Genomic DNA, 6,055 nt, shown 5'->3' on the forward strand with positions numbered 1-6,055 from the left:
AGAGGGTGACCATGCTCGGGCGGCTCAACCACGTGGCGATCGCGGTGAAGGATGCGGTGCAGGCCGCCAAGGTCTATGGCGCCGGCTTCGACGCGGCGATCTCGGAGGCGGTGCCGCTGCCGGAGCACGGCGTCATCACTGTGTTCGTGACCCTGCCGAACACCAAGATCGAGTTCATCCAGCCGCTCGGCGAAGCCTCGCCGATCGCCAAGTTTCTCGAGCGCAACGCCGACGGCGGCATCCACCACGTCTGCTACGAAGTGCCGGATATCATCGAGGCGCGTGACCGCCTGACCAAGGAAGGCGCGCGGGTGCTCGGCGACGGCAATCCGAAGATCGGTGCCCACGGCAAGCCGGTGCTGTTCTTCCATCCGAAGGATTTCTCCGGCGCGCTGGTCGAGATCGAACAAGCCTGATCGATGGCCTCGACCGTCGCCGGGCTGCTCGCGATCTACTTCGTTCTGTGGTGGATCGTGTTGTTCGTGACGCTGCCGTTCGGCGTGCGCAGTCACGCCGAGAGCGAAGGTGAGGGGCCGTCTCCCGGCACCGATCCCGGCGCCCCAGTGGCAACGCTGCTGGCGCGCAAGGCGCTGTGGACCACGCTGATCTCGGCGGTGATTTTCGCCGTCGCACTCTACGCGTATCGTTCCGGCTGGCTCGGTATCGATCGTCTCGCCAAGCTGATGAATCTGCCTCTGTAGCCGCTGCGCCGCGTGACGCGCCGTCGTGGTGACGTGCTGTGGTTCGGCGCTGCGCGTTGAGCGCAGCGAGCCTCACGGGCGCATGCACGATTCGCGTCGATGAATTTCGCTGCGTTCAATCGATCCTACGAGTCGCGGACACGCGGCGGCTCAATCTGCCAAATGTATCTTGGTTGGATTCGCCCGCGAGCGGCGTCGGCTGTTTGGCGATTCGTCGAATGAAAAATAGTGCCGAAATGGTGCTGAAAAAGAAAAAGCAGGGCGCGGCGCCCTGCTAAAAAACTTGTCGACCCTATAATTTCCCCGAATAGTTGTTCGTATTGTTTGGCCGGGCGACGTTCGTTGGTGAACGTCAGGGTTCCTCCCGAGACTTGGACCACTCAGACCTTCGCCGCAAGGCTCAGCCTGTAGCCACATTGGTAGCCTATTCTAAGCGTCTTGTCATCATTCACGGCAACGAATGTTCAAATTTAAGGCAAGACGTGAAATGAACGAGAACTCGCCAGCTGCACGCGGTTTGCAGTTTCGTTTGGCGCGGTTGCCGAGCTGTGCGATGCTGCGTTGGTCAACTGAACGCAACCGACCTGCATGATAATTCACCCGCCCAAAGGACTGTCTGCACTGCGCCGACGCCTCGGGCGGCTGATTCCGTTGGTTGCCTTGGTGGTGCTGGTGCAGCTGTTGGCACCAATCGGCGCGGTGCGCTTCATTGCCAGCGCGATTGCCGATCCGGTCGGCGTCGCGCCGCTGTGCGCCGAGATGGCGAAGCCGGGGCAGGCGTCACATGCCGCTTTACCGTCGGCGCACGACTCCGGCTGCTGTGCGATCTGCGCCGTCGGCCTCAGCGGTGCGCCGGTGCCGGCGCTGCCGCCGCAGGATTTCGTGGTGGCGCGGTTTGCCGAAGTGGTGGTCTGGCACCTTGCCGATTCGGCGCCGGTCGACCGTCGCTCGTTCGCTCACGCCCAGGCGCGTGGGCCGCCGGCTCTGGTCCCAGCCTCTGCCTGACCGCGGCGTCCGCCGCTCTTTTCAATGTTCGACAATCGCCGGACGGAGCGTCGCCCCGCAATCGCGGGAACGCGCCTGACATGGCTTTCGTTCTGACTTCCTCAACTGACAGAAAGACCCACCCATGAAGATGTTCATCCGCAGCGTTGCGTCCGTCGCCGTCGCCACCTTGCTGTCCACCGCCGCCGTCCAGGCCGCCGAGGTCAAGGCCGGCGATCTGGTGATCAGCCAGTCGTGGAGCCGCGCCACCCCGGGCGGTGCCAAGGTTGCCGGCGGCTTCCTCACCATCGAGAACAAGGGCAGCAGCGCCGACCGTCTGGTGTCCGGCACCGCCGATATCGCCGGCAAGGTCGAGATCCACGAGATGTCGATGGACAACGGGGTGATGAAGATGCGCCCGCTCGACAAGGGGCTGCCGATCGAGCCCGGCAAGACCGTGACGCTGATGCCGGGTAGCTACCACATCATGCTGATGGATCTGAAAGGCCCGCTGAAGCAGGGCGACAAGGTGCCGATGACGCTGCAGTTCGAAAAGGCCGGCAAGGTTCAGGTCACCCTCGACGTCGAAGGCGTCGGCGCCAAGGCGCCCGGCGATGCCGGCGGCAGCATGATGAAGATGGACCACGGCACGATGGATCACAGCGGCCACGGGATGAAGAAGTGATGCGGTTGCGATCCGTATCGGCAGCGGCGGCCCTCGCGGCCGCCGCGCTCGGCGCCGCGCCGGCGCTGGCTCACGTCACGCTGCAGCCGAACGAGGCTACGGCGGGCAATTACTTCCAGGCGGCATTCAGCGTGCCGCACGGCTGCGACGGCAGCGCGACGCTAGCGGTGCGGGTCAAAATTCCGGACGGCGTGCTGTCGGTGAAGCCGCAAATGAAGCCGGGCTGGTCGGTCGACATCAAGACCCGCAAGATCGAGGGCGAACAGCCGAAGCTGCACGGCAAGACGATCACCGAAACCGTCGACGAGGTGATCTGGCGCGGCGGGCCGCTCCCGGACAACCTCTACGACACCTTCGGTCTGGTGATGAAACTGCCCGACGCTGCCGGCAAGACGCTGTACTTCCCGGTGGTGCAGGAATGCGAAAAGGGCGTTTCGCGCTGGATCGAAATTCCGGCCTCGGGACAGAAGTCCGACGCCCTGCATGAGCCGGCCCCGGCGCTGCGGCTGAAGCCGAAGGCGCCGTGACGGCGGGCTACATTCACACGCGCCGCCGCGGGCGCTGGCTGGCCTGGATCACGGCGATCGCCGTGCTCTTGTGGCCGGCGCTCGCGGCCGCGCATGCCAGCCTCGTCGCCAGCAATCCCGCTTCTGAAGCGGTGCTGGCGACGCCGCCGACTACTTTCACGCTGACCTTCAACGAACCGGTCACCGCGCTGCTGCTGCAACTGATCGACGCGCGCGGCCGCAGCCAGGCGATCTCGGCGATCGATCAGGACGGCGCGACCCTTCGGTTTGCGCCGCCGGCCGCGCTGGGCGAGGGCGCCCATGTGCTGAGCTGGCGGGTGGTCTCCGCCGACGGCCACCCGATCGGGGGAGCGCTGACGTTCTGGATCGGGACGCCCGGCCAAAGGCTGCCAGCGATCGTCGTGCCGGACGATCCCGCGCGCCGCACCGCGATTTGGGCGACGCGCATCCTGGCCGGCTTCACGCTGCTCACCGCCGTCGGCGGCGCGGCCTTCCTGGCCTGGATCGCAGCGGCACCGGTCGCGGGCGCGGCGATGCTGACCGCAGGACTCGCGCTGCTCGGCCTAGCCTCCGTCGTGTTGTCGGCCGGCCTGCAGGGGCTGGACGCACTCGATCTGCCGCTGGCCCAGCTCGGCGATGCCGCGGTGTGGCGCGCCGGCGCATCGGGCTCGTTCGGCGATGCGGCCGCGCTGTCCGGCATGGCCTTCGTTCTGACGCTGCTGGCGCTGCGCTGGCGCGGCTGGAACGCGCGGCTGCTGTCGCTCGGCGCCGTTGTGAGCCTCGGCACAGCGTTCGCCGTCAGCGGACATGCGGCCACAGCCGAGCCGCGCGCGCTCTCCGGCGCTGCCGTCTGGATGCATGGCGTCAGCCTGGCGCTGTGGATCGGCGCACTGCTGCCGCTGGCGATCGCGGTCGGCAGGCGCGATGCGGCGCCGGCGACGCTGCGGCGGTTTTCCAAGGCGATCCCGCTGGCGATCGTAATGCTGCTGATCAGCGGCATCGCTTTGGCGGCGATCGAACTCGGCCGGATCGATGCGTTGTGGCAGAGCGATTATGGCCGTGTGCTGATCGCCAAGCTGGCGCTGGTCTGCGTGCTGCTCGCTCTGGCGCTGTGGAACCGGGTGCGGCTGACGCCGCTGCTGATGGCCGGCGAGGTGTCGGCGGTGCGGAGAATGCGGGCCAGCATCGTGGCCGAGCTGGTGCTGGTGATCGCCATCCTGGGCGTGGTCGGGCTGTGGCGTTTCACCCCGCCGCCGCGCAGCGCCGCATCTCAGTTGGCGACAGCCTCGGAGATGGTGCATCTCCATACCGAGCGGGCGATGGCTACCGTGACGCTGGCGTCCGCCCAAGCCGGGCCTGTCGAGATCGAAGTGCTGCTGCAGACGGCCGAGGAGGCGCCGCTTGCCGCGCAGGCGCTGACCGTGACGCTCGCCAATTCTGATGCCGGGATCGAGCCGCTCAGCGCCGAAGCGCGGAAGACGGCGGACGGACCCTGGCGGGCACGGCTGACGGCGCCCGTGCCTGGAAAATGGACGCTGACGCTCGGCATCCTGATCTCGGATTTCGAGAAGGTGAACCTCGAAACCCCGATCGTGATTCGATAGTCGGGTGCCGAGCCCCCGGTCGCCGTGCTAGACCGCAAGTGTCCCGCACCGACCTGAGCAGCGGCCAATCCGGCCCGAATTGCAGAGTTGCGCGGCTCCCGCCCTTGTGTTTTCGCGTCCGATCCGGTTTCACTGGCGCAAAATCAGCTTCCACCCGATTCTCCGAGCAAATCCCATGCGTTTGTCGCGATTCTTCCTGCCGATCCTGAAGGAAAACCCGAAGGAGGCCGAGATCGTCTCGCACCGGCTGATGCTGCGCGCCGGCATGCTGCGGCAGGAGGCGGCCGGCATCTACGCCTGGCTGCCGCTCGGCCATCGGGTGTTGAAGAAGATCGAGCAGATCGTCCGCGAGGAGCAGAACCGCGCCGGCGCGATCGAACTGCTGATGCCGACCCTTCAGCTCGCCGACCTGTGGCGCGAAAGCGGCCGCTACGATGCCTACGGTCCGGAGATGCTGCGGATCGCCGACCGGCATAAGCGGGAATTGCTGTACGGTCCGACCAACGAGGAAATGATCACTGAGATCTTCCGGGCCTACATCAAGTCCTACAAGAGCCTGCCGCTGAATCTGTATCATATTCAATGGAAATTCCGCGACGAGCAGCGTCCGCGTTTCGGCGTGATGCGCGGCCGCGAATTCCTGATGAAGGACGCGTACTCGTTCGACGTCGACGAAGCCGGCGCGCGCAAGTCCTACAACAAGATGTTCGTCGCTTACCTTCGCACCTTCGCGCGGATGGGCCTGAAGGCGATCCCGATGCGCGCCGAGACCGGCCCGATCGGCGGTGATCTCAGCCACGAATTCATCGTGCTGGCCGAGACCGGCGAGTCCGGCGTCTACATCGACCGCGACGTGCTCAACCTGCCGGTGCCGGACGAGAACGTCGACTACGACGGCGACCTGACGCCGATCATCAAGCAGTGGACCTCGGTCTATGCGGCGACCGAGGACGTTCACGAGGCGGCGCGCTATGAGAGCGAAGTGCCGGAGGCCAACCGCCTCAACACCCGCGGCATCGAGGTCGGCCAGATCTTCTACTTCGGCACCAAGTATTCCGACTCGATGAAGGCCAACGTCACCGGTCCGGACGGGACCGATGCGCCGATCCACGGCGGCTCCTACGGCGTCGGCGTGTCGCGGCTGGTCGGCGCGATCATCGAGGCCTGCCACGACGACAATGGCATCATCTGGCCGGAGGCAGTGGCGCCGTTCCGGGTGACGATCCTCAATCTGAAGCAGGGCGATGCCGCGACCGACGCGGCCTGCGACCAGCTGTATCGCGAGCTGTCGGCCAAGGGCGTCGACGTTCTGTACGACGACACCGATCAGCGCGCCGGCGCCAAGTTCGCGACTGCGGACCTGATCGGCATTCCGTGGCAGATCCACGTCGGTCCGCGCGGGCTGGCCGAAGGCAAGGTCGAACTCAAGCGCCGCAGCGACGGGTCGCGTGAAAATCTCGCACTCGCCGATGTGGTCGCACGTCTGACGTAATAGGCACTTATCCACCGCGGGCCTGAACGGCGAGGGCGGCGTCGGCCAGATAAAGCCCGAAT

7 protein-coding genes are annotated in these 6,055 nt (G+C 66.1%); all 7 read left to right on the forward strand.

The genetic code is table 11. The features are described from left to right. Nucleotides 1–11: 11 nt before the first annotated feature. The 7 genes from mce (at nucleotide 12) to proS (ending at nucleotide 5,993) form a co-directional block, all read left to right on the forward strand. The gene (gene mce, locus DYI24_RS02255; RefSeq protein ID WP_011158483.1) at nucleotides 12–416 is read left to right on the forward strand and encodes a methylmalonyl-CoA epimerase; all 405 of its coding nucleotides are present in this window, start codon (nucleotides 12–14) and stop codon (nucleotides 414–416) included. A gap of 3 nt (nucleotides 417–419) precedes the next feature. Next, nucleotides 420–701, forward strand: a complete 282-nt coding sequence (locus tag DYI24_RS02260; RefSeq protein WP_164571094.1) for a DUF1467 family protein — start codon at nucleotides 420–422, stop codon at nucleotides 699–701. 651 nt (nucleotides 702–1,352) lie between these two features. Further along, complete coding sequence (locus DYI24_RS02265; RefSeq protein ID WP_246701133.1) at nucleotides 1,353–1,706, forward strand: hypothetical protein; 354 nt, start codon at nucleotides 1,353–1,355, stop codon at nucleotides 1,704–1,706. 124 nt (nucleotides 1,707–1,830) lie between these two features. Further along, the gene (locus DYI24_RS02270) at nucleotides 1,831–2,370 is read left to right on the forward strand and encodes a copper chaperone PCu(A)C (RefSeq protein WP_107344831.1); all 540 of its coding nucleotides are present in this window, start codon (nucleotides 1,831–1,833) and stop codon (nucleotides 2,368–2,370) included. Further along, complete coding sequence (locus DYI24_RS02275; protein WP_164571096.1) at nucleotides 2,370–2,897, forward strand: YcnI family protein; 528 nt, start codon at nucleotides 2,370–2,372, stop codon at nucleotides 2,895–2,897. The genes DYI24_RS02270 and DYI24_RS02275 overlap by 1 nt, the downstream gene beginning before the upstream one ends. Beyond that, complete coding sequence (locus tag DYI24_RS02280; protein ID WP_164571097.1) at nucleotides 2,894–4,501, forward strand: copper resistance CopC/CopD family protein; 1,608 nt, start codon at nucleotides 2,894–2,896, stop codon at nucleotides 4,499–4,501. The genes DYI24_RS02275 and DYI24_RS02280 overlap by 4 nt, the downstream gene beginning before the upstream one ends. A gap of 175 nt (nucleotides 4,502–4,676) precedes the next feature. Next, on the forward strand, nucleotides 4,677–5,993 hold the full coding sequence (proS, locus tag DYI24_RS02285; RefSeq protein WP_164571098.1) for a proline--tRNA ligase: 1,317 nt from the start codon (nucleotides 4,677–4,679) through the stop codon (nucleotides 5,991–5,993). Nucleotides 5,994–6,055: the final 62 nt, after the last annotated feature.

The sequence above is a fragment of the Rhodopseudomonas sp. BR0C11 genome, from assembly GCF_010820945.1.
GTDB lineage: Bacteria > Pseudomonadota > Alphaproteobacteria > Rhizobiales > Xanthobacteraceae > Rhodopseudomonas > Rhodopseudomonas palustris_H.

Coding starts and splice junctions, on each gene's coding strand:
- mce (WP_011158483.1), top strand. CDS start 12: ATGCTCGGGCGGCTCAACCACGTGGCGATCGCGGTGAAGGATGCGGTG.
- DYI24_RS02260 (WP_164571094.1), top strand. CDS start 420: ATGGCCTCGACCGTCGCCGGGCTGCTCGCGATCTACTTCGTTCTGTGG.
- DYI24_RS02270 (WP_107344831.1), top strand. CDS start 1,831: ATGAAGATGTTCATCCGCAGCGTTGCGTCCGTCGCCGTCGCCACCTTG.
- DYI24_RS02275 (WP_164571096.1), top strand. CDS start 2,370: ATGCGGTTGCGATCCGTATCGGCAGCGGCGGCCCTCGCGGCCGCCGCG.
- proS (WP_164571098.1), top strand. CDS start 4,677: ATGCGTTTGTCGCGATTCTTCCTGCCGATCCTGAAGGAAAACCCGAAG.